Below are 22,660 nucleotides of genomic sequence, written 5' to 3' on the forward strand. Positions count from 1 at the left end.
CTGCTGAAAGAAGAGCCCGGTGGAACAGTACGACGCCTTACCCGAATCTGATCCGTACTCGGCCTCCCGCGATGCCTTCGAACGCCTCATCTCGGCACTGGCCGACGGCCCGGCGGCGGACCTGGCGCATGACGAAATCGAAGTGCAGCTCGAGCAGTTGGGGCGCGAGCTGCTGCGGCAGTTGATGCAGGACCACCTCGATTCTCGTGCCAGGAAGGAGGAGGCGATGTGGGGCAAGAGAGGACAGCCGGTCGTCCTCGGTCCGGAAGGACAGCCGCGGACCTGGCGTGAGCGGGGGCATCGCCGCCTGCTGACGTGTGTGTTCGGACCGGTGCGCGTGAGCCGGATCGCCCATCGCGGACGAGGTGTTGCCAACGTGCATCCGGCGGATGCCCAGCTGTCGCTGCCCGCCGGTCGGCACTCCCGCGGCCTTGCCCGCCTCGCGGCCCTGGAAGCGGTCCACGGTTCATTCGACCAGGCCGCCGCCGCGATCGAGCGACGGTGCGGGAAGGTCCTGGGAAAGCGCCGCCTCCAAGAACTGGTCATCGCCTCCGCGGTCGACATAGCCGCTTACTACACGGCGAAGATCCCCACTCCGTGCACCCGCGAGATGCCGCTGATCATCCAGGTCGACGGCAAGGGTGTGGTGATGCGGCCCGAGGCCCTGCGCGAGGCCACCCGCCGGGCTGCGGCCAAGAGTGCGGCGGCCGGGCGGCGGGGGCGTCTTGCCCCGGGCGAGAAGCCCAACCGCAAACGGATGGCGACCGTGGCCTGCGTCTTCGACGCCGTCCCGGCCTCGCGTCGACCGCACGACATCGTGCACCCACCCGGTGGCCGTAGTGCAATGCGATCACCACGGCAGGGCCCGAAAGCCCAGCAGAAGTGGTGCACCGCCTCGGTGATCCGGCCCCCGGAACAAGTCGTCGCCGACGCCTTCGCGCAGGCCACATCCCGCGACCCTCAGTATCTGCGCGACTGGATCGTCCTCGTCGACGGTGCCCGCCATCAACTCGACCTGATCCAGAACGAAGCCGCCCGCCGCGGCATCCGCCTGAACATCCTGCTCGACTTCGTGCACGTCGCCGAGTACACGTGGACAGCGGCACACGCCTTCCATCCCGTCGGCAGCCGCGAGGCCGAGACCTGGGCCGCGGACAAGCTCACCGCGATCCTCGCCGGACACGCCGACCGCGCCGCCACCGAGATGATCGCCCAGGCCACCGCCGAACAGCTTCCCGCCACCCGCCGCGACGCCGTCACCACCTGCGCCCGCTGCCTCACCGGCCACCTCGACCAACTCCACTACGACACCGCCCTCGCAGTCGGCTGGCCCATCGCCACCGGCGCCGTCGAGGGCGCCTGCCGCCACCTGATCGCCGACCGCCTCGACATCACCGGCGCCCGCTGGGGACTCCACGGTGCCGAAGCCGTCCTCCAACTCCGCGCGCTGATCACCAACGGCGACTTCGAGGACTACTGGACCTTCCACGCGGCCCGCGAACACCAACGCCTCTACCCCAGCCCCGACCAGCAGAAGTACCGCCTCACTGCTTGATCCCGACCATCACTCCAGAGGATCCGCACCCAACCCCAATAGCTGGAGTCAGGTCGGCCGGACTTACAAGGCGCGCCCTGAGCCCCGGCTCACACTCCCCAGGGACCTGCGGGGGTCGCCAGATCCCCCTTCGGGGTCAGCAGGAGCAGGTTCCCCGGCAAGTCGCACAAGGCAGGACCACTCCACGGAGGGCCGCCTTGCGGTCACGTCCGTGTGTCTGTCTGAAAGAGTGGCGACCTCAAAACGTAGCGCCACTCACTCACGAGACTTCGACGATGCCGTAGTGCCCGGAGGCGCACCGTCGGGGTGTTGGTTGATCCAGGACAGCCCCCCGAGGTCAAGGCAGGTACGGGCGCGGGTGACGCAGACGTAGGCGAGGCGGGCTTCGGCGTCATCGATCGGGCCGGGCAGGGGCTGGCCGTTGTCGTCTTGGGCGTCGGTGTCCTTGGGCGGTGTGAAGTCGTCAGCGATCTTCACCGCGGGCCACTCGCGGCCTTTGGCCTTGTGGGCGGTGGAGACGGTGACCTGTGCGGTCTTCTCGTCCGTGAGCCGGTTGGTCGCGGCGATCAGAGCGTCGGGCGTGTAGGTGTCGATGAGGTCGACGAAGGGCTGCAGGTCCTGGCCGGCGGGGTCGTGGGCGGCGTAGTCCTGTAGGTCGGCCCAGGAAGGGAAGAGGAGGAGTTCGGGGTGGTGGGTGCGGCGGCCTTCTTTGAGGTCCCGGGCGGCAGCAGCCAGACCCCGCAGGCTCTCACCGCCTCCGACCAGGGCGACACTCTGGCCGGCGTCGATGTGGGTGAGGACTTGGGTCATGGCGCCGACGTTGGTGCGGCACAGAATCGCGTCGGGCTGGTCGACGGCGCCAACGCGGGTGGGGACGGAGTCGGTTCCCCTGAGTCGGATGGGGGCGTCGGCGATGGCCAGCCATCGGTTCGCCTCGTCAGCCAGTCGCGGACCGAAGCGGAAGGACTGGGTCAGAGTGAGGGCGGTGCCGTCGAAGCCGGTCATCACATCACGGGCGCCGCGCCAGCCGTAGATGGCCTGGGCGGAATCACCGACCATGACGAGTTGGGCGTGGGAGCGCTGAGCGGTGAAGATCTGCTCGACGACAGGGTTGGTGTCCTGGGCTTCGTCCAGGAGCAGGAAGTCGGCGTCGATCTTCGGCCGGGACAGGGCCCACATCTTCAGGTAGTGGTCGTGTTCGAAGCGCATCACGCCGCTCTGCGGGTGCTGGAGGTCGGCCCAGGCCTTGAGGGCGAACGGCAGGACACATTCGGCAAGTTGGCCGTGCGGGGCGGGTGCGTCCAGGCCGCGCAGCCGGGGGACGTGATGAGCGGCCGGGGCCGGGTCGGCGGACTGGCAGAATCGCGTCACAGTCTTCAGCACGGCGTGAGACAGGGCTCTGGCCGACAGGTCGCAGTCGCCGATTCGCAGGGGCTTGGTGATGCCGAGGGCGGCGCCGATTCGCCAGCTGGCCTGGCGGGGCGCGCCCAGGCGGTCGCGGTAGCGGTGGCCGACGGCGGCGTAGGCCAGGGAGTGGGCGGTTTTACAGGTGACGTGCGGCGGGAAGCGGGTGGCGGCGTCCTGGGCGATGGACTTGTTGAAGGCGAGGTAGCGGCCGCGGCTTTGGGTGGCGGACGCGAGCAGGGCCAGCGTGGTGGTTTTCCCTGTTCCGGCGCCGGCCTGCAGGACCACGTGGTCGCCGGCCCGGAATGCATCGGCGGCCTGGGTCTGTTCGTCGGTCGGGCTCAGCATGGCAGTGCTCCGCGAGTGGGGGTCAGGGCGCGTCCACGAGCCGCGGCAGGCTGCTCGGGAGTGGTGTCGTCGAGCAGGGTCTGGGGTGCGTGGTCCAGGTGTCGGGTTTGTCGGCGGGTGGGGCCGGATTCCTCGTGGTGGATGGCGTGGTCCGGGTGGGCGCTGGGGCTTTGGTCGGCTTGCGTGGATGCGCGGCGGGTGGGGGTCTGCTCGCGGCGCCGGGAGGCGAGGGCGCAGAGGGGCTTGCCGTCGGCGTACGTGTCCCAGCCGGCTGGGTCCGGTGCAGGGGTGGGACGGGTGGCACGTGGAGCGCGGGGAAGGACGATGCCGGTGCGGCTGTCGTCGCGGTGGCGGGGCGGGGGGGTGCATGGCGGTGAAGATGGCATCTGACACGCCGTACCTGGGTGTGCGTGGCCTTGGGATCGCCCGGACAGCCCCATTCATTGCTACGAGCGTTCGGTTAAGCCGTCAGGCGTTCGCCGTTCGGGTCACGATCGGGTGGTTCGGTTTCGGGGGGTGCCCCGGGTGGTCAGGCGGTGGTGCCGGGCGGCGGTGTGTGGCCCTCGCAGAGGGTGGCGACGAGGTGGTCGACGGGAACGTCCAGGGCGTGGGCGAGGGCGTGCCAGGTCTTGAGGGATCCGATGGTGCGGCCCTGTTCGATCTCGATGAGGGTGCGTCTGGCCAGGCCGCTGCGGTCGGCCAGTTCGTCGTAGGTGAAGCCGCGCTCGCCCCGCAGCCGCGACAGCTCCAGGCGCAGCGCGTCGAAGTTGGGGTCGGGCGGGAAGATCGTCACCCCACCATCCGAAGGTGCAGACCCCTGCCCTGTCAGTGCAGACCTCTGCCCTATTTGTGCAGGTGGCGGGTCCCCCCTAGGGCAGGGGTCTGCACTACGGTGCGGCCTCGCCCGCTCCCCGCCACCCGCGCAAGGGCCATCGCTCATACGCGGCCGAGAAGGAAGGTCAGCCTGCCCGATGAGGCTCTGCACATCCCGCCCCACGGCGCCCCGCACCTGGACTGTCCTTGCGTCGGGTTCAGCGAGGGCGCCAGGTGCGGATCTCCAGATGGATGATCTGTGCGTCGGGATGGATGCGGCCGGTCTCCACGAGCCATTGGTGGACAGCGGCGGTGACGTCGCCGCCGGCCGCGTCGACGCGGGTGGCGAAGTCGGCGGCGTCGAAGCCTCCGGTGGCAGCCGCTCCGTAGGAACGCTCCTCCGTGTGGTCGGTGCGCTGGATGACGTCGCGGCGGATGCCGGGCGAGTCGGTGCGGGAGCCGGAGGGGTGGAGGTAGCCGCTCCTGTGCAGGCGGACGGTGAAGGCGAGGCGCAGGTGCTGGCGGGCGGCTTCGGCGATCAGGGGGCGCAGGCGGGCGGAGCCGGAGGCGATGGCCTGGTGGCCTGCGCGTCCGGTGCCGGTGCCGGTGGGGGTGATCAGGACGGCTTTGGTGCGTACGCGGGCGCGGGTGCCGGAAGTGGTGGTGCGGCGGGTGATGTGGGGGGCTGCGAGGGCGGCGAGTTCATCGATGTCAGTGATGCCTGCGCTCTGGAGGGCGGTCAGGACGTGGGTGAGGGCGGGGACGAAGGCGGCGCCTTTGTGCCGGGTGTAGAACTGGGAGACCAGGGAGGGGTCGCGGCCGATGATGCGGGCGACGTCCCGTTTGGACAGGCCTGCGGCCTGCAGCTGGTCGGTGAGGCGGGCCGCCTCGTTCAACTCTCTTTGCGCGCGGGGGGCGTTGGTGCGGCGGGTGGGGGACATTACCGGCTCCCTGTAGTGAGGGCGGTGCGTCCGGCGTCGCGCAGGGCCAGCAGGTCGTCTTCGGTGGCGGGGGCTGGCAGCGGGCCGGTGAGGTGGCCTTTGTAGAGGTAGTCGCCAGGCTGGCCGTGGTAGGGCCAGGGGTGGGCGGCGGTGAGGTAGAGGGCGTCGGTGCGGAAGGCGACCACGCTGGCCGCGGGTACGTGGAGGGCGCCGACGAAGGTGTCGTCCTCGCGCATGCGCTGGGACAGCAGGGCCGAGCGGGCCGAAGACCAGATACCGGCGGCCCATTCGGGGTGGGCGTGGGGGTCGCGGGCGAATCCGGTGGGGCGCTGCCAGGTGATCGTTTCGTCGTCGAAGGCAATGATTTCGGCGTCGGCGGGGACGTCGCGCTCCAGGGTGCGGGGGGTGGTGCCGGTGACGGTACGGGGGCGTTGGGCGAAGGCTCCGATGCCGTACAGGAGGATGGCGCGCACCGCGCGGGAGGCCAGGCGGGCGGCGGTGGCCTGGGTTTCGTCACCGTGTACGGCTGCCTGGGCGGCGAGGCGGGCCCAGCAGTCCTTGAGTTTTTTGGACCAGTCGTCCAGGGGTTTGCCGTCGTCGAAGAGGATCCCGTCGAGGATTTCGATCTTCCACGGGGTGAGGGGGTTGGTGAGTGCGGTGTAGACCTCGGGGCCGCCGGCCCAGGTGGTGAAGGTGGTGCCCGGCTTGCTGGGGTAGTACCAGGCACGGTCGCCGGGGGCGGGGGCGGGCAGGATCCCTACGTGGTCCCAGGTGTCGGGGACGGTGACGCGGACGTGCCAGTGACCGCAACCGAAGAGCGCTTTGACCTGTTCCTTCTGCGACCACGTGGCGAACGTCGCGGCAGTGACGCGGCGGGGAGTGCCCACCGCGGACTTCCAGGTGTGCTTGGCGTAGGCGAAGGTGCGGTCGTACTCGACGAGCGCGGGGAGCTGTTCAGGCACGCGGGGCGGAGTGATCAGTTCGGTGCGGCCCTGACCAGCGGTGGCATGGAAGAGACCACGAAGCTCTTCGGACAGGACCGGGTAGCCGTCGGCGTACTGGCCCCTGGCGGGGATGGTGCGGGTCCACAGGTCCCGGCCGGTCTGCGAGGGCGAGCCCATCACGACCGCGTCGGGCCAATGCGAACGCAGTACCCCCCACAACAGGCGGAACGCGTCGCGCACGGTCGCCGGGTGGGCGCCGTCCACGTCGAACCACTCCCCCACCGACCGCAATTCGACATGCTGGCCGCCCTCCCCGCTCTCGTCGCTGTGAGTGCGCTGGTAGCGGCCGACCGGGTGGCGAGGGTGGACGAAGTGTCCGGCGAGGCGGTCCTTGCCGCGCCCGGTGTCGGTCCGCCAGCCCGGTGCGGGGGCGTTCAGCCAGGCGGCCACCGCGTCCTTGAGGTAGGGGTGGCGGGCCGAGTCGCGGTGCCACGGGTCGCCGCCCGTGATGTAGATCCGCTCCACGCCTTCGGGGACCGCGTTGAAGACCGCGTCCAGGATCTCGCCCGCCGAGCCACCGCCCAGGGCGAGTTGCAGCGTGCGGTCGCGGTGCACCAGCACCCCGCTGGAGGCATCCAGGAAGACGGTGGAGCGGGCCTGCTGGGTGAAGTTGGGGTGCGTGGAGGCCAGGTTCGGGGTGTGGGTGAACCACCGCTCCCCCTCGGGCCCATCGGGTACCGACGGCAGAACGCGGGCGCCGTCGCTGCGCGCTGCTGCTGCCAGGGCAGGTCCGGCAGCAGCCGGGGCAGGCGCGGTGGCCGGGGCATCGGCCGGTGGTGCGGACGGCTTCTGTGCGGCGGGCTGCGCGGCCGGAACGGGGGCCGTGGCCCGGGCCGGTGCCAGTGCCGGGGCGAGGGCGCCCGGGACATCGTCCACCTCATCTGCTGCCGGGGCCGGTTCGGGAGGGGCTGCTTGGGGCATCAGGTCGGGCGCCGCCGACGGGGCCGTGGCGGACAGCGCGTCGGGGGCAAGGGCGGGGACCAGGGCGACAACTTCGGCCAGGCTCAACCCGGCAGCCGGAGCGATCCGCTCAGCCTTCGCCTTGTCGTGTGCCGCCAGCGCGGAGATCCTCCTGACGCGTTCGGCCTCCAGTTTCGCGAGCGCGGCCTGAGCCTTCTTGATGTCGTCGCGCAGGGTGCGCAGCTCACCGAGTGCGGCGGTGTAGGTCTTGGCGTCCATCACGTTCCTTGCGCGATACAGGTCAGCCGGCGGTGGTGGAACCGGCGGGGACATAGGCGATGGCGCCGCCCGAGTGTGAGACGAGCCGGGTGCCCAGCAGCAGCTCGGCGGCAGCCCGGTCAGCGGGCCCGCCATCCGTGAGGTGCTTGACGGGGCCGGCGAGGTCGGTGACGTAGCCGGCCAGGACAGCGCCGGGGAACCGGTAGCGTCCGCGGTCCTTTTCCCAGGACTGCACCTGTGTCAGGACCGCGACCACGTATCCGGACAGGGTGACGGGCAGCACGCCGCCCGCAGCGACACTCTCGGGGTCGCAACGCCACCAGCCCTGGAGCGCTTTGAGGAGGTCGCCTGGCGCAAGCGCGGCGGAGAACCCGATCCATTGGCGTGTGGGTTCCTGGACCGGCTGGGCTACGTTGACGCGGAGCACCGCCACTTCCGAAGAGGACAGGCGATCCAGGGGAGCTGCGGTCCGGTCACGGAGCTCTTGGACGACGTCCCAGGGCACCATCACCCTGTTTCCCCTGCTGTCCAGACCAGGCAGCACGTTCGCGTGGACCAAGCGGCGGAAGGTGGTGACGGCGCAGCCAAGTTCGCTTGCGGCCTGTCCTGTCGTCACGAGCATCCGACCCTACCCCTTCATCCGCGATCAGATATTGGAGGAGACTAGAAGCATTCCGTCCGCAATACAAGCCTCATCAGATATTGGCTTTAGTATCAGAACGTCATCCCGCAGCCCGTCGCCCCTCGGGCTCCCCACCCGCCTCCCGACCGGCCGCCCCGCAGCGCCCGCCCTTCAAGAAGAGCTCCTTTTACAGCGAGTTGACGGTGCCTCAGGACTCACAAATCCGCTGCTCAGCCGGCGCGCCGCCGGCGTCCTTCCGACAGGCGCGCTGGCCGGTGGTTCGGAGGAGCGGTCTCCTCGCCTGCTGGGGCGCCTTCACTGTCGGCGCCGTGCCCTTCGAAATGATCATCGGCTGGCCCTATGCCTCCTTGGTCCCGCCTCCTCGCTTATGCGGAACCAAGGAACTGCCTGACTCGCGGCGTCCTCCCACAGGTGGCAGGTGCGGGCGCCGTCAGCGCCCGTGCGGAGGCTCCGCCTTGAAGGCCCCTGCCGACCCCGGAACACGCCCCACGGGTACGCCGCTGCGGGAATCCGCATACGCTGCGGCCGCATCCCGTGTATAGCCCTGGAAGAGGCGGTGCGTGGGCCACTGCGGCGAAGGGAAATGACCGTGGCCGCGACGCTCGTACTCGATCACGCGACGGCGTGGCTGTACGGCCGCCGCGAGTTCCCTGGTGGCCCGGTGGAATCGGGCCGACGTGGCGCGCTGCCATGCGTCCAACCAGTCGTCGTGGTCCTTGGCAGGAATATCGCAGACCTCGAGGAAGGCCTGCAGCTGGCTACGGCTGAGCATCGTCATGCCCTGGAGCATGCGGCTGACGGTGGTCGTGGGAAGCCGGCCGTGCGCGGCGCGCCGCTCCATCTCCCTCAGCGGCAGGTAGCCGGCTTTCGCGTACGCGGCCTGCAGGGCGAGACGTAGTTCAGCGGGGGTATTGATCAGGCGGGGCACCGGTGTGACGCTCGGCCCTCGGCGGCTTTGTGCCCGCGCTTCGCGCCAGTACCTGCGAGCAGGATCGGCTGATGCGCCGCAGGCGTGCGCGTAGGCCTCCACGACGGGCAGGCGGGGAACGGAGATCCCGCCGGCGGCGCGCTGCAGAGTGCTGACGGAGCAGGGATGCTGAGTGTTCTGGGTCCGGGCGGCAAGATCGATGTAGCGCAGGCCGGATTCCTTGCGCCGTTCCCTCAGCCAATAGGCCAGTTCGAGCAGCCCGCGGTTGAACTGGTCGGTCGGCAGGGGCTTTTCAGGTCGTCCCATGGCCGCCTTCACCTTCGGCCCATTGCGTGTACGGGCCTGCATGACCCCTGCAGCCTGCCTTCTGCGGCGAGGAGGCTGGCCCCGATGCCGCCCAACACCTGCACGACGACGGTGGGATCGGCTCCGCGCACGGCGAACCACACACCGGCAAGGACGATGACGATGACGAGAATGGTCTGTGGACGAATTCCGGCATGCCGATCGGGCATGACGGCATCCGCGGCATGACGCCTGCGGCTCACGTGGATCTCCCCCTCGGGGATCGGCCCGACAGGTGCGGCTGACGCCGGCCGTCGGACGGTGCGGACTCCTTCTTCTTCACGCGGGGGTGATGGCAGTCACCTGCCGCGTGCAGCACATCGTGCCCTACCACCCCGCCGTGTGCGGGAGTTGTTTCACTGCTGTCCCCTCCCTAGGGAGAGCCCGCCCAACGACCGCGGCCGAAGAACAAGTGCCAGGCGCTGACCTGCACAAAGATGCGGTGGCTTCGGATCCGGTGCCGTGGCGAGGAGGGATTGTTCCAACCGTGTCCCACGTTCTATTGCCCCTCGCCGACTGGGGTGCGACCCTCTGCGGAGGTTCTCCCCGAGCGGCTGCGGACTCCTTCCACTGACGTGAGGCATGACGAACCCAGACACCAGCATTGAGCGTGTGGCAGCACAAGGTGTCCTGCGAGAGCCGGGCCTAGACCCGGCTCTCGCCACCACCCGGCTGAACCGCGGACAGGGCCCCTCCACTCCGCCGGCCTCAGCGTCACGATCGGGCAGCAACCGGCGCTGTTGGACCGAGCCTCCACGCCCGGGGGTGAACTGGTGTTGACAAGAGCGTGGAGCGAGTCCGGACTTCACCGCTACGCCCGAGCAGCCAAGGCGGCGGCGGTTGCTGTTCAGGTTCTGTGCCGGGGCCCAGTGGTTCGGGTGATGAATCCGGCACGGCCCTCTCCGACGGGTGGCTGCCATGCCCCACCCGCGGTGCGCTCGGCGGCTAGACAGCAGAGCTCAAGATGGCCCAGGCTCAGGAAGTAGCAGTCGGCCAAGGAGATTTCGCCGAGCTGCGCTCGTCGTGCGCTCATCCATTCCATCAACATGCCTGCCGCGCGCCGCGCCAACCAGGGCCGGGAAAGATCTGCTTCGGGTTCCAGTCCCCGGGTCGCACGGTGCCACATCTGGTCGACGGCTGTCCGTACCTCTTCGCGGAGATCACACAGCTCTTCCCGGCTCGTCTTCACCAGCAGATCGATGCGCTCATCGGGGGACGTCTCCTCGTACCGGGCCATCTGTGAGGAGTGCTGGATGGCTGCGTACTCCCAGACGGCAAGGATGTCGTCGCCCGGGGCGCCGTCGAAGGCCAGCGCGGCTGACAGATCGGCCATGAACTCCCGATCGTCCTGGGGCAGGCGTAACCTGTTGAGGCCCACGAGGACGCCGACAAGTCTCTGGTCGACGTCTCGCTGCGGAGCACCTGCGAGGTCTGGAAGGCGGCGCAGATTGATTCTCATCTGGCGCACCATCCGTCGCATCGTGGCCAGATCGATTTGGGCCTCGGCTTCTGCTGCTTCGTACTCCTTGCTCAGCAGCGCCTCCCAGCCCGAAGGGACGTGTGCCGTCTCGTGGGCGATCTCTGTTTCGTGACGGACGCGGCAGTTGAAGTAAGCGCGTGCGATCGCGAGTTTGAGGGCTGCTTCGGGGACGTCGGCGCCACCGAAGAACGCAAGGAGTGCCAGATCGCCGCTGCGCCGTCCGGGGATGCTGTGGCGGGCGAGTACACAGACCAGGTCGCCTGTGCCGTCCGGGTAGAACGATGCGGTTCCGTGCCGGCCGTGGTAGACACGCATCGGCCGGGGCAGTAGGCCTCGTCGGCGCCATCGTTCAATCTGGCTCGCGCTGACCGCGTGGCCCTGTGAGCGGGCATGGTGGATCAGCTCCTGATCAGCCTTACTGGGTTCGCTTCGTGGCATGAGCAAGACGCTACTCAGCACACAAAAGCGCGTTCACCGTCTACCGCGCGGGGGTCCAGTCTCCGGAGGGGAGCACGGTGGGACAGAGCGCCCACTCGGGCCGGCCTGGAGCAGAAGGGCCGGTGCTGGCAGTGCGGGGCCGCTCCTGCGGTGCACAGTCCGGGTTGTGCCGCCGTGATGACCTGTTCGACCATCGACGCTTTGATCTCTCGGAGAACCCAGCGCCTCTCTCCCTACGAAAGGCCGCTGTCGGAATGCCCGAACGCCAGCAGTGAGCCTTTTCCAAGCTGGTGGTGCTGACCGCGAGTTGGACAGTCCTGCGCAACGACGAAGCTCCTGGTAGACGGGTTCTCGACCAAGATCACCCGTGTCTGCCAGGAGCTTCGCGTGCTTGTCTGCCCGTCCTCGATTGATCTGTCCAGCCACGCCTTGCGGTTCCTGACCGGACAGCTGGTAGCCAGGCGGCGGGAGATCGGGACGCGATGGCGGCGCCTTTCCGCCGCACGTCAGGCTCTGCTCGCCCTGGCCCACTGAATCGCCCCGGGTTTGATGGAGATCATCAAGACCCGGAAGGATGCCGATCATGGCTGCTCCCCGTAAGTACCCCGACGAACTGCGCGAGCGTGCGACGCGTCTGGCGGTCGAGGCCCGCAAGGACCCGGTCGGCCGGGCCGGTGCGATCAAGCGGATCGCCGATCAACTGGACGTGCATCCCGAGGCTTTGCGGGGGTGGGTAAAGCGGGCCGAGATCGACGAGGGTGTCGTGCCGGGGACGACCAGTGCGGAGGCCACGCGGATCGCGGAGTTGGAACGGGAGGTGAAGGAACTGCGGCGGGCGAACGCGATATTGAAGTCCGCCTCGGCTTTCTTCGCCGCGGAGCTGGACCGTCCACTGCGATGAAGGTCGCCTACATCGACCAGTACAAGGAGACGTTCGGCGTCCAGCCGATCTGCGACGTCCTGTCCGAGACGGACGCAACGATCGCGCCGAGCACCTACTACGCTGCCCACAGCCGTCCGCGCTCGGCCCGCAGCCTGCGCGACGAGCACCTCACCGAGGAGATACGCCGGATCCACGCCGACAACTACGGTGTCTACGGGGCCCGCAAGGTCCATGCCGCCCTGGTCCGCGAGGACTTCACGGTGGCCCGCTGCACGGTCGAACGGCTCATGCGCCAGGCCGGACTTCGCGGGGTGATCCGGGCCAAGAGCCCGCGCACCACCCGTCCGGCCCCGGAGACCGGCCGTCCCGCCGATCTGGTCGAGCGGCAGTTCACCGCAACTGCACCCAACCAGCTGTGGGTTGCTGACATCACCTACATCAGGACCTTCTCCGGCTGGGTCTACGCGGCCTTCGTCATTGACGTGTTCTCGCGCATGGTCGTCGGCTGGCAGGTCGCCACCAGTCTCTACACCGACCTCGCGCTCGACGCGCTGGAGATGGCGATCTGGCGTCGCCGGCACTTCGGCGCCGACCTGGCCGGTCTCACGCATCACTCGGACCGCGGCGTTCAATACCGTGCTATTCGCTACACCGAACGCCTCGCCGACGAGGCTGCCGTGGCCTCGGTCGGTTCCAAGGGCGACTCGTATGACAACGCCCTCGCCAAGGCGTTCAACAACCTGTTCAAGGCCGAGTTGATCCGCAACAAAGGCCCCTGGACGTCCATCAACGACGTCGAGGTCGCCGTCGCCGAGTACATCGACTGGTTCAACCAGAGGCGCCTGCACGGCGAGCTCGGCCACGTCACCCCCGCCGAGCATGAGGCCGCCTACTATGCGGCCGAACCCCCTGCATCACTCCAGAAAACCAGCTAACTCACTCTCCACGAAACCCGAGGCTTGACAGGATGACCGAAGCCGAGGCCGTCAAGACAGCCTCCCACTTCGACGGCTGGGGAGATCCTCGGATCAAACGGTGGCCTGGTGTACTTGCCTGGACGCCACTTACACGGTATCGGCGGCCTGTGCCTGGAGGGGCGCATGCGCCGTGTGCGCCGCATGCGCCCCTCGATGCTCCTCTCCGGGAGCCGCGCTTGGCTTTCATGGTCATGCCACGGGGAAGCTCTCGTCCCGTCCGATCACCTCATTTGAAGGCCAGGTTCCTCCATGGGTATCGCGTGAGAGCGCCAATCGTCACTGCGGCGTCGATCGACTTTCCCTCCATACGCGGACAGGTTGATGCGGTCCTCGCCGAGTTCGTGGACGCCAAGGCCCGCAGCTCGGCCGCACAGTGCTTCCCGGCCGAGATCACCGAGGTCCTGCGCGGCTTCCTCTTCGCGGGCGGCAAGCGGCTACGACCCATGCTGTGTGTCCTCGGCTGGCACACAGCAGGCGATGACGGGACCCCTCCCGAAGCGGTCGTCCGAGCGGCGGCGTCCTTGGAGATGTTCCACGCCTTCGCGCTCCTACACGACGACGTCATGGACGACTCGGCCAGCCGCCGCGGGCGCCCAACAGCCCACCGGACGCTCGCTGCCCACCACGGCGGCCGGCCGGACGCAGAACGGCTCGGTATCAACAGCGCGATCCTCCTGGGCGACCTCGCACTCGCTTGGTCCGACGAACTCCTCCACACCGCAGGTCTGGCCACCGCGCAGCTCGACGCCGCACACCAGGTCGTCGACGCCATGCGTACGGAGCTGATGTACGGGCAGTACCTCGATCTGTGCGCCACCGGGCAGCCCAGCGACGACGTCGAGGCCGCCTTGACGGTCGCCCGGTACAAGACGGCCCGGTACACGGTCGAGCGGCCTCTTCACCTCGGGGCGGCCCTCGCGGGCGCAGATCGCGGCTCGCAGGCGGCGCTGAGCTCCTACGCCCTCCCTCTGGGCGAGGCTTTCCAACTGCGCGATGACCTACTGGGCGTCTTCGGTGATCCCACCACGACGGGCAAGCCCTGCCTGGACGACCTGCGCGCCGCCAAGCACACCGCGCTGACCGCTCTCGCGCTCCGCAACGCAACCCCCGCCCAGGCCGCCGTTCTTAAGTCTCTGCTGGGCGACCCGGACCTTGACACTGCGGAAGCCGGCCGCCTGCGTGAGGTGCTCGTCGCCACGGGGGCGCGGCGGGAAGTCGAGCACATGATTCGCGCCCGCCGCGCCCGCGCGGTGTCCGCGCTGACGCAGGGCGCCTTCCCGCCCACCCTTACCTCGGCGCTGCGCCGCATCGCGGGCGCGGCCACCGTGAGAACTGCGTAAGAGGCCGCGTGCCTTCTCTGTTGCCCAGTCATGCCCGGACCGGACGACCCGGCCGAAGACCTGGAGGAGCGGCTACGCCATGAATGACCTCTTCGCACCGCGGATCGCTGCGGACCCATCAGGGTGGAACCCGCACCTGGCAGCCGTACTGGCCGACCTTGCCACCACAGACGCCGTCATTGCCGCTCAGCTCTCGAAATGGGCGCACGGCTGGGGAGCACCCTTCAGCCTCGGCTCCGTGCCGCTGAGCGCGGTGTACGCCACTCACGTCGCGCCCTGGAACCCGCCAGAAGTCACCTTGATGACCGCCAAGACCATCTTGTGGATCGCGACCGTCGACGACTGGGCTGAGCGCGACGACGCAGCGCCGCGTGGCCTGGACCACCTGCAAGAGGTCGCGGAAGGCAAGGCCCCCGACCCGCATTCCGCACTCGCCGGCGCCCTCGCCGACATCCGCGACACGGTACTGGGAGCGGCCTCATCGAGGCGGCGCGGATCCCTGTGGGTGAAAGCCACGACTGCTCTGCTGGCCGGCATGAAGTTCGAACACGTTGCCTCCGCCCAGATCAGGGACGGAGGCCCACCACCTGCCCTGCCCCTGTACCTGCACCATGCCGGGCAGACCATCGGCGTTCCGCTGACCATGGCCACGCTGTGGGCCTCGGCACCACAACCAGCATGCGACAGCAGCCTTGCACGGCTGCAGCCGCCTCTGGAGTCAGCCTCCCAGGCCATCCGTATGGCAAATGATCTCCAGAGCTACGAACGCGAACGCCGCACTGGGGACCTCAACGCCATCGCCCTGGGCGCATCACCCGCGTACCTCAGGACGCAGATCGCCGACCAGGTCCGGCACTGCCTGGAACAGCTCCGCCCTCTCCTCACCCACCCCTGCCCTGATGCACAGGCTTTGCACTACTGCCTGCATTTCGTCCTCCGCCTCCACCAGGCCGGCGACGCGGGCCACCTTCATGAGCGAGAACAGCAGCAGCAGGAGCACTGAACACCTAGTGAGCCTTCTCTGGTTCTCGGGTTCCTCCCTGCCGGCTTTCAGAAGGCACTTCAGGCCGCAAGCACACAGACGTAAACCTCATGGGAGCAAGGAGATCAGCGTGCACGACGCGGTGAACGCAGCCGACGAGATCGTCAGGGCCATCGGCGGGAGGACGATCGCCTCCACCGCCTACACCACCGCCTGGGCTGCCCGCCTGACCACCCCCGACGGCCAAGCGGTCTTCCCCCGGGCCCGTCAGTGGCTGACCGCGCACCAGCACCCGGATGGCTCCTGGGGCAGTAGTGCGGTCCGCAACCCCTACGACCGCCTCGTGTCCACTCTTGCCGCGATCATCGCCCTTGACAACGTGCCCGACGACACCGGCCGGCCCGCAGTGCGCGCCGGGGTGGACTACCTCCGGCACCGCGCCGGCGACTGGCGCGGCGCGCCCGGAGAGACCGTCGGCTTCGAGGTCGTCACCCCCTTCCTCCTCGATCAGGCCCGCCGACGCGGCCTGAACGTGGACGTGCAGGGTGCCGGGGAACTGCACCGGCTGCGGGCGGACAAACTCGCCGCCCTCGTCGATTCCGGCGCGCTGCTGCGCGAACCCACCAGCCTGCTCTACTCCGTCGAAGGCCTCACCGACCTCATACCCGTCCGGCAGCTGGCCCGCTTCGCCCTGCCGAACGGCTCCCTGGCCGACAGCCCCTCCTCCACCATCGCCCTCTGGCAGGCCACCCGCGCCCCTGCGGCCCTGTGGTACCTGATGCGCGCCGCCCGCTCCACCGACGACGGCGGCATACCGGAAGTCCACGGCTTCGACGTCATGGAACCCGCCTGGGTCCTCTACACACTCGCCCGCGCAGGCCTGAAGCCCCCTTCTGCCGCCGCTCACGTCGCGCGGCTCGAAGCCTTGGGCGAACGCTCCCCGGCCGGACTGGCCATGAGCGCCGACTTCCAGGCGGCCGACTCCGACGACACCTCCATGGCCGCCAACGTCCTGCACGCCTACCACCGCCCCGCCACCGCCCTGCTCAAAGCCCTCTCCTCCTTCGTCACCGACACGCACGTCGCCTGCTACCCCCACGAACGCGGGCTGACCGTCACCGTCAACGCCCGCGCCCTCGAAGCCTTCGCCGCCCAACCCGACACCTACGCCAGGGAGAGCTCCACGGCCCTCGGCTACCTCCTGGACGTACGCCAAGACGGTGCCTGGTGGATCGACAAATGGCACGCCTCGCCCTACTACGCCACCGCCCAGGCCGCCTTCGCCTGTGCCCTCGCGGCTCCGCACGAGATGGCCGGCACCTGGCGCTGGCTGCTTCAGAGCCAGCACCCCGACGGGTCCTGGGGCAGCAGTGAAGGGCTGGCCGAGGAGACCGGCCACGCCGTCCTCGCCCTCACTGCCCTTGAACCCCACTTCGGCCCAGCCCCCGCCGAGGCGTACCAGCGAGCTCACACCCGGCTGTGTGCACACCTGGACGACACCGACCCGCCCGCACTATGGGTCGCCAAAACCCTCTACGCCCCCGTCAATGTCGTCCGCGCCGTCATCCTCGCCGCCCACACCATCACCCTCCGGCACCTCCCCCAGACGCCCACCCGATGCACCGCCCCACAGTGCTCACCCATCCTCACGTGACGTGGCACCCCGGCGTTCTTCACGTCCGCGCAGAGTGCACGAGGCCGCGGACTGCTCGTCAAGCGACGAAAAGGACTGATATGTGATGGCCGTTTCCTCTGCACCCACCGCACCTGGCCGACTGCCTCTCCTCGGACATGCCCACCGCCTTGTCCGGGGGCCGTTGCCCTTCATGGAGTCGCTGCGCGAACAGGGACCGATCGTTCGCGTCTTCATCGGGCCGACCCCGGTCCACGTGCTCACCGAGCCGGTCCTGACGCGCCAGATCCTGGTCGCCGAAGCCGACGTCTTCGTCAAGGGTGGCAAGATCTACGACGCGTTGCGCAGCCTCCTGGGCCACGGGGTGGCAACCATCGCGGACGGCCGGGCCCACATGAGCAGCCGCCGGTTGATGCAGCCCATGTTCAACAAGGCGCACATCGCCACCCGCGGTGAAGCCATGATCGGACAGGCGCGGGAACTCGTGGGCTCCTGGGACGAGGGGGTCACCCGGCAGAACGTGCTCGACGATGTGAGCGAGCTCACCCTGCGCATGTTCCTGGTGGCGTTGTTCGGCGCTGAAGTCCCCGCCCGCGTACAGCGCGAAATCCGGCAACTGGTGCCGGTTGTCATGCACGGCGCCGGTCGACAGGCCCTTCTTCCCGGCTGGCTCACCCGCCTGCCACTGCCCGCCACCACCGCGCAGGCCAGGAACGTCGCCCGCTTGCGTGAACTGGCAGACCAGGTCATCGAACTCAATCAGGGAACAAAAGGCGCGCCAACCGGATGCCCCCTGACCGCTGTGCGCGAGCCGGGTGGGCTGTTCGACACGTTGCTCACGGCCCATGACCCGCACAGCGGCCCGCTGTCACGGCGGCAATTGCAGGACGAGGTCATCACCTTGCTGACCACCGCGATCGAGACCGGCGTAGTCAGCACGGTGTGGGCGCTGTACGAGCTCATCCGGAACCCCGAGGCTCAGCAGCGGGTGCGGGCGGAACTGCAGGCCGTCTGCGGCGACCGGCCACTGCGATACGAGGACCTCGACGCCCTCACCTACACACGCCGCGTACTCCAAGAGGCCATCCGGCTGTACGGGCCGACGTGGCTGATCACCCGTACTGCCAGGCGGACGGTCGAACTCGGCGGCTACCTGGTCCCCGAAGGCGCCACCGTCGTCTACAGCCCGTACCTGCTCCAGCATGATCCATCGGTTTTCCCGGAACCTGACCGGTTCGACCCCGACCGCTGGACAAAGGAGAGGATGACCACCGCCATGCGCGGCTCGTACATCCCCTTCGGGGCCGGACGCCGCAACTGCATTGGGGAGAACCTTGCGTGGGCCGAGATGCCGATCATGCTCGGTGTGATCGCGCAGACCTGGCAACAGCTCGAACTCGCCCCGCCCCTGCCCCGCCCGAAGATCAACCTCGGCGTCTACCCCGATCGCCTCTCGATCATCCCGTACAAGCGCGGCGTAACCGCTGAGGATTCTCCCCTCGAAACGGCCGGGTAGGCGGCCACTCCCGGCCGTGGTTCGCCCAGTCAGAGCGCCCCGGCTGGCCCCTGACGGAAGTCACCTCTAACTACTAACGAATTAGAGGTGTCGTTGTGCGAACGGGGCTTGCCCAAGGCCGCTGACCTGGTCAAACGGAAGATCACCCAATTCGGGGGGTCCCACCTCCAGTCACACCTGCGGTCCCCCGCCTAGTGCAACCGTGCAGACAACCCTCCGCCCCCTTCCGGTGCAACCCTCGCGATGCTCAGCGGGAGGGCGCTCCCACCCTTCGGGTCCGACGCCTCGCCACTCCACGAAGTCGGGGTCGGTGAGGTCCACGTCCCGGGCGGTGCGCCACCCCGACGACGCCGTCGTAGCGCAGCGGGATTCGGCCGGTGGGGTCGTGGCGACCGTACGGCCTCACCAGCCGGTATCGCACGGCCGGGCGGGTGCGTTGCGGTCGCCGGTGTCGCGTCACCGCTTCGAGTGGCTTGTTCATCACCGGCCCCGGGGAGCCTTGCCGGAAAGCACGCACCCCTGTGGTCCCCGACGGCTAACCCGGAGCGGGGCCGACTGCCCTGCCCGCCGTAGGAGAAGGAGCCCACCGCCTCATGACCGACGCCGCGAACACCTCTCCCACCACACGTGCCGCCCGCGTGATCACGATCGTCGCGGTCGTCCTCGGCGTCGCCTACATGGGCCTATTGGCCTTCATCTCGGTGCCTGAGCTCACGGACTACATGAGCGGCCGGGACATCGACTTCCCGGTGTTCCTGGCCATCGCGGCCGTCGCCGGCCCCGCCCTGTTCTGGGCCTACATCGGCCTCGGCTTCGGGCTGAGCAAGACGGGCTGGGCGGCCGGACTCGCCCTCACCGGCATCCTCACCACCCTGACCTACGGGTGGCTCCTCGCCTCCTCCAACGGCCACGGCTTCGCCTACTGGCTGTTCCTCACCCTGATCGTCGCCACCAACCTCGGCGCCTTCTGCGCGATCCCCTACGCCCTCGTCCGCGGCACCATCAGAAGCCGCTGACCCTCCGAGCCGAAGCCGCACAGGCCCGGCCTACGGCTCCTCAGTGCGCGTACCCCACCGACCGGCGAACTCCTCCAAGGCGCGGCGCTGCTGTTCCTCGCGGGCGATCTGCCGTGCGAGGACGTCGCGGTCGATGTACGGGTCGGCGGCGGCGAGGACCAGGCGCTGGAGTTCGTCCGGCCCCAGCGCCTCCACCTCCCACTGGACCGGGTGCTCGATGTCGAAGCCGTATCGGCGGGCGAAGGCCGGCCACCGCGGATCGCCGCACCTGCCCTCGGTCGCCGGGAGCCCGTACGCGCGCACCTGCTCGCAGGTGAGCAGCACCCGGGTCACCGAACTCCAGCAGCCCGTCCGCTCCACCCAGTCCCGCTGGATGCCACGAGGGCGCGCGGACTTGGCGCCCGGCGACTCCTGCGCGCGGTGCCAACCGGCGGCGGCCTCACGGGCGTGGTGATCATTTGAAGATCCATCGCGGCGATCCTGCTGCCCGATCGGGAATGATCCTTCAGGCTGGCGATGAGAGTCCGCGAGAAGTGTCCCGTTACTTTGCCTCGGTAGTGTCATAGGCCAACTGGGCTCCGGCGAGCCACCCTTGATAGCCAAGGACCAGGGCCCCGTTCGTGAGGAGGTTGGACTCATCGCCGCCGGCCAGCACCGAGTCGATGGGCGCGGCGGTGACACGCGCGACGGCGACTCCCTCCTGGTTCACCACGGCGATTTCCGCCGGGATGAACTTCCCGCCGCTGACGACGATCACCGGCACGCCATCGCGGTATTCGATCGCGAGGGTCCCGATATCCTCCGGCCGTACCTTTGACGCGGGAACCAGCACGGGCTCGCCTGCCGTCGCCTCAAGCCTTACCGGAGCCGGCCCCTTGGCCTCTGGCGTGATCTCAGACATGCCTCTCCTCACCGGTCGGCTCCCTGCCGACCGGAACGAAGCGTCCCAGGTCAGACATGTTCCAACAACGACACTTTCCGGCCCGGTGGCCGAGAGGCAGCGGCGCGCCTCTGCCGTGCCCGCCTCCGCAGCTTCCGGGCAGTCAGCGGGTGAGAGCGCAGCAACCCACCATGTCCAGCCAAGAGATGGCCTATTCCCGACTCGTGGATCAAGGAAGGCCCGCAGTCCACGGGCGCGGCTCTAGCCTGACGAGAACCAGTCCCTCCGAGCCACGAGGCGCCCTATGACCAGCAACCCAGCCGACCCCACTCCCGTCGCCACCAACGAGAAAATCCAGCAGATCCCGGCACAGATCACCACGGCCGAAACACCCGCCGCCACGGAAGCCCGCGACGCACTCCTGACCGCCATCGGCGCCGAGGCCCGGAACCTGGAGAAGTACCCCGGCAAGGTGTCCGCTCAGCTTCATGAACTCGCCCGCGCCTTCCGCGGCATCGCCACCGCCGGGCTGGCGGCCCTTAACGCGGATCAGAACGCAGGCATCCAGATCGTGTTGCGAACACAGATCGCGGGCCCCGTGCCTAGGGAAGTCGCCGAGCTGTGGCCCAAGAATGCGCAGTCACCCGCCGCGACGGAGGCCCGCAACCAGCTCCTGGCCGCCATCGGCGCCGAGGCCCAGAACGTGGCAGAGCAGTTCCCCGGCCAGGCGTCCGCTCAGCTGGCGGAACTCGCCAGTGCGTATGGGTATACCGCGTACCCGTCCTACCCGCTGCCCACTGGCACCGCACGCATCCGCTACATGCTTGACGGCATCTACCTCCACCAAGCCGGCGACGACGACTGAGTGGCCTTCATTGGCCTGCTCGGCACACTGCTGGCGTTCTGCTCTTCCTTGGTCGGCGCATCCTGCTCGAAGGGTCAAGGCACCGTCCTCAGCCACACGCCGCGATGCTCCGAGCGGGCCGCCAGCGCCGTTGGCCGCCCTGTGAAAGGTCGGCCTGCCGGGCGATGCTGACCGGCTCGCTGCCGAACTGGCCGGTGCATGGCATGACCACTGTCACCGGATACCGACGGTTTTCGGTGTTGTAGTGGCAGTGAGTCAGGCCGTTCCGACGGCAGGGCAGCGAGCCGGGTCTGCCGCTTGGGGTGAGCGGGATCAGTGGCGGTACATCACGTACAGCTTGTTGTCGTGCGAGGCGGCGGACGGTGCGTCCAACGGCTTGGCCGATCCCGTGTCCACCTTGTGGAAGCCGCTCCACGCGCCGTTGTAGGTGTTCGCCTGCAGGGCGCCCTCGTTGCCGCGGATGAAGAGCCACATCTTGCCGTCGTGCACGGTGAGTGCCGGGGAGTGGTTGGTGAGGAGGTCGGGGTCGATGTTGCCCCGGCGCTGCCAGATGCCGGGGTGGCCCTGGGAGGTGCTGGCGTGCAGCAAGCTGTCCAGTCCGGCGGCGATCTTCCAGGTGTCGTCGTTGTAGGTGACCATCGCGACGGCGGTTTTCACCTGCCAGTCGAGGACGTCGTCCTGTGCCGGGCCCCAGGCCGTGCCCTTATGGGTGTTGAGGAACAGGGACTGGTCACCGCTCACGTGGACCATCCACACCTGTTCCCGGACGGTGGCCAGGGTGGGTCCGCACTGCGAGCCGTAACCCTGGAACTTCGAGTACGGGCTCCAGCCTCCGCTCGTTGTGTAGGTGCGCCAGTACAGTCCGCGGTCCTGTCCGGTGACGGCGTAGTACAGCTTGCCGTGGGCCACGGCCAGGGCCGGGGCGTAGAGGCTGGCGTCGGGGCCGATGCGTTCGGGTTTGCTCCAGGCCGGGCTGCCGCCGCCGGCGCCCACGGGGGCCTCCAGACGAGTCCACATGACCGCTTTGTCGGCCGGGCGTACGAACAGGGCGTGGAGGACTCCGTCGTAGGAGGCGAGGGTGGGGGGTGTCATGGACTCGAAGTCCAGGGCGATCGGGGCGCTCCAGTTGCGGCCGTTGAATACGGCGTAGCGCAGGGTGCCGACGGGGAAGGGCACCGGTTCGCCGGCGTACTTCACCCGTAGCTCGTGGTGGCCCTCGCCGTTGAAGTGCCAGGAGGTGTGGCCGTAGTGGGAGAGGACCGCCAGGTCTTGGCGGTCCATGCCGATCGTGCGTTGGCAGGAGAGGTCGTCGTAGTTGCGGAAGGCGTCGAAGATCACGGCGAACATGCCGGCGACCTCGTAGGCGATTCCGACCCAGGGCGGCAGGACAGGGACGACCGAGTCGAAGGTCATCAGGATGCGCAGGCTGGCGAGGGCCTGGTTGAGGGCCTTCTTCAGCTCCGCGAACCAGGCGGCACTGCTCTGGTCGG

Annotated in this window: 19 protein-coding genes and 1 pseudogene; 9 read left to right on the forward strand and 11 right to left on the reverse strand. The window is 68.8% G+C overall.

The annotated features are described in order from the left end of the window. Window positions 1-19 precede the first annotated feature (19 nt). Window positions 20-1,555: an ISKra4 family transposase gene (locus ACWC2B_RS35415; RefSeq protein WP_450724025.1), complete on the forward strand. Its 1,536-nt coding sequence runs from the start codon at window positions 20-22 to the stop codon at window positions 1,553-1,555. 255 nt (window positions 1,556-1,810) lie between these two features. Here ACWC2B_RS35415 and ACWC2B_RS35420 read toward each other — a convergent pair whose 3' ends face one another. The 8 genes from ACWC2B_RS35420 to ACWC2B_RS35455 all read right to left on the reverse strand — a co-directional run bounded on the left by ACWC2B_RS35420 (window position 1,811) and on the right by ACWC2B_RS35455 (window position 11,078). Beyond that, a complete protein-coding gene (locus tag ACWC2B_RS35420) occupies window positions 1,811-3,307 on the reverse strand; it encodes a UvrD-helicase domain-containing protein (protein ID WP_450724027.1) in 1,497 nt (498 codons plus the stop codon). Between the two features lie 529 nt (window positions 3,308-3,836). Then, the gene (locus tag ACWC2B_RS35425) at window positions 3,837-4,100 is read right to left on the reverse strand and encodes a helix-turn-helix transcriptional regulator (protein ID WP_362465523.1); all 264 of its coding nucleotides are present in this window, start codon (window positions 4,098-4,100) and stop codon (window positions 3,837-3,839) included. A gap of 238 nt (window positions 4,101-4,338) precedes the next feature. Continuing rightward, window positions 4,339-5,061 carry a helix-turn-helix domain containing protein gene (locus ACWC2B_RS35430; RefSeq protein WP_450724030.1) on the reverse strand — a complete coding sequence of 241 codons (723 nt, stop codon included), beginning with the start codon at window positions 5,059-5,061 and terminating at the stop codon, window positions 4,339-4,341. Next, entirely contained in the window at window positions 5,061-7,244 is a 2,184-nt protein-coding gene (locus ACWC2B_RS35435) for a hypothetical protein (RefSeq protein WP_450724032.1), read from the reverse strand. The genes ACWC2B_RS35430 and ACWC2B_RS35435 overlap by 1 nt, the downstream gene beginning before the upstream one ends. A gap of 22 nt (window positions 7,245-7,266) precedes the next feature. Beyond that, entirely contained in the window at window positions 7,267-7,866 is a 600-nt protein-coding gene (locus ACWC2B_RS35440) for a DNA-binding protein (RefSeq protein WP_450724034.1), read from the reverse strand. Window positions 7,867-8,317: 451 nt separating this feature from the next. After that, complete coding sequence (locus ACWC2B_RS35445; protein WP_450724036.1) at window positions 8,318-9,121, reverse strand: helix-turn-helix domain-containing protein; 804 nt, start codon at window positions 9,119-9,121, stop codon at window positions 8,318-8,320. Window positions 9,122-9,129: 8 nt separating this feature from the next. After that, window positions 9,130-9,363, reverse strand: coding sequence for a hypothetical protein (locus ACWC2B_RS35450; protein ID WP_450724038.1), 234 nt, complete (start codon window positions 9,361-9,363; stop codon window positions 9,130-9,132). Between the two features lie 644 nt (window positions 9,364-10,007). Beyond that, complete coding sequence (locus ACWC2B_RS35455; RefSeq protein WP_450724040.1) at window positions 10,008-11,078, reverse strand: hypothetical protein; 1,071 nt, start codon at window positions 11,076-11,078, stop codon at window positions 10,008-10,010. A gap of 387 nt (window positions 11,079-11,465) precedes the next feature. Here ACWC2B_RS35455 and ACWC2B_RS35460 point away from each other — a divergent pair. From ACWC2B_RS35460 to ACWC2B_RS35490, 7 genes and pseudogenes are all read left to right on the forward strand, one after another. Continuing rightward, window positions 11,466-11,609 (forward strand): annotated as a pseudogene (locus ACWC2B_RS35460) (IS5/IS1182 family transposase); the annotation flags it as partial. Window positions 11,610-11,661: 52 nt separating this feature from the next. Further along, window positions 11,662-12,896 (forward strand): IS3 family transposase gene (locus ACWC2B_RS35465; RefSeq protein ID WP_450724042.1). Its coding sequence is split into 2 segments (ribosomal slippage): window positions 11,662-11,941 and window positions 11,941-12,896, totalling 1,236 coding nucleotides; the frame shifts between segments, so codons are not numbered across the junction. Window positions 12,897-13,198: 302 nt separating this feature from the next. Beyond that, window positions 13,199-14,278, forward strand: a complete 1,080-nt coding sequence (locus ACWC2B_RS35470; protein ID WP_450724044.1) for a polyprenyl synthetase family protein — start codon at window positions 13,199-13,201, stop codon at window positions 14,276-14,278. 79 nt (window positions 14,279-14,357) lie between these two features. Next, window positions 14,358-15,281 carry a terpene synthase family protein gene (locus ACWC2B_RS35475; protein WP_450724046.1) on the forward strand — a complete coding sequence of 308 codons (924 nt, stop codon included), beginning with the start codon at window positions 14,358-14,360 and terminating at the stop codon, window positions 15,279-15,281. A 109-nt stretch (window positions 15,282-15,390) separates the two neighbouring features. After that, window positions 15,391-16,914 (forward strand): hypothetical protein, encoded by a 1,524-nt coding sequence (locus tag ACWC2B_RS35480; RefSeq protein WP_450724048.1) that lies wholly within the window; start codon window positions 15,391-15,393, stop codon window positions 16,912-16,914. An 85-nt stretch (window positions 16,915-16,999) separates the two neighbouring features. Next, the gene (locus ACWC2B_RS35485) at window positions 17,000-18,409 is read left to right on the forward strand and encodes a cytochrome P450 (RefSeq protein WP_450724050.1); all 1,410 of its coding nucleotides are present in this window, start codon (window positions 17,000-17,002) and stop codon (window positions 18,407-18,409) included. Between the two features lie 593 nt (window positions 18,410-19,002). Next, window positions 19,003-19,425, forward strand: coding sequence for a hypothetical protein (locus ACWC2B_RS35490; RefSeq protein WP_450724052.1), 423 nt, complete (start codon window positions 19,003-19,005; stop codon window positions 19,423-19,425). A 30-nt stretch (window positions 19,426-19,455) separates the two neighbouring features. On the opposite strand, the gene ACWC2B_RS35495 is transcribed toward ACWC2B_RS35490, so the two are convergent. Continuing rightward, window positions 19,456-19,758 carry a hypothetical protein gene (locus tag ACWC2B_RS35495; RefSeq protein ID WP_450724054.1) on the reverse strand — a complete coding sequence of 101 codons (303 nt, stop codon included), beginning with the start codon at window positions 19,756-19,758 and terminating at the stop codon, window positions 19,456-19,458. A 208-nt stretch (window positions 19,759-19,966) separates the two neighbouring features. Further along, entirely contained in the window at window positions 19,967-20,326 is a 360-nt protein-coding gene (locus ACWC2B_RS35500; protein ID WP_450724056.1) for a hypothetical protein, read from the reverse strand. Between the two features lie 283 nt (window positions 20,327-20,609). Between ACWC2B_RS35500 and ACWC2B_RS35505 the strand changes: the two genes are divergently transcribed. After that, window positions 20,610-21,170: a hypothetical protein gene (locus tag ACWC2B_RS35505; protein ID WP_450724058.1), complete on the forward strand. Its 561-nt coding sequence runs from the start codon at window positions 20,610-20,612 to the stop codon at window positions 21,168-21,170. Window positions 21,171-21,482: 312 nt separating this feature from the next. On the opposite strand, the gene ACWC2B_RS35510 is transcribed toward ACWC2B_RS35505, so the two are convergent. After that, window positions 21,483-22,660, reverse strand: a 1,178-nt coding sequence (locus ACWC2B_RS35510) for a hypothetical protein (protein ID WP_450724060.1), incomplete at its 5' end; no start/stop codon positions are given.

Source organism: Streptomyces sp. NPDC001415 (genome assembly GCF_053597395.1).